At 66.8% G+C, this 205-nt stretch carries 1 protein-coding gene; it reads right to left on the bottom strand.

Translation table 11 applies throughout. The features are described from left to right. Positions 1–180, bottom strand: a 180-nt coding sequence (locus tag WDW90_RS40545) for an aldo/keto reductase (protein ID WP_336491219.1), incomplete at its 3' end; no start/stop codon positions are given. Positions 181–205: the final 25 nt, after the last annotated feature.

Genomic DNA, 205 nt, shown 5'->3' with positions numbered 1-205 from the left:
GTCGGCCGTATCGAAGAAGTTGGCGCCCGCCTCGAGACAGAGATCGACGAGGCGCTCCGCCTCGGCGGCATCCGTCCGCCCCCAGCGCTCAAAGAACTCACCGATGCCACCGAAGGTCGCCGTTCCGAGGCCGAGGACGGGCACCTTCAGCCCGGATCGCCCAAACTGCCGATGCTCCATGCACGCCCCCTTTGAGCTGTTCTGC

This window comes from Methylobacterium nigriterrae (genome assembly GCF_037106235.1).
GTDB classification, from domain to species: Bacteria; Pseudomonadota; Alphaproteobacteria; order Rhizobiales; family Beijerinckiaceae; genus Methylobacterium; species Methylobacterium nigriterrae.
Note: the sequence above shows the minus strand (reverse complement) of the source record. Positions and strands in the feature narration are given on the sequence as shown.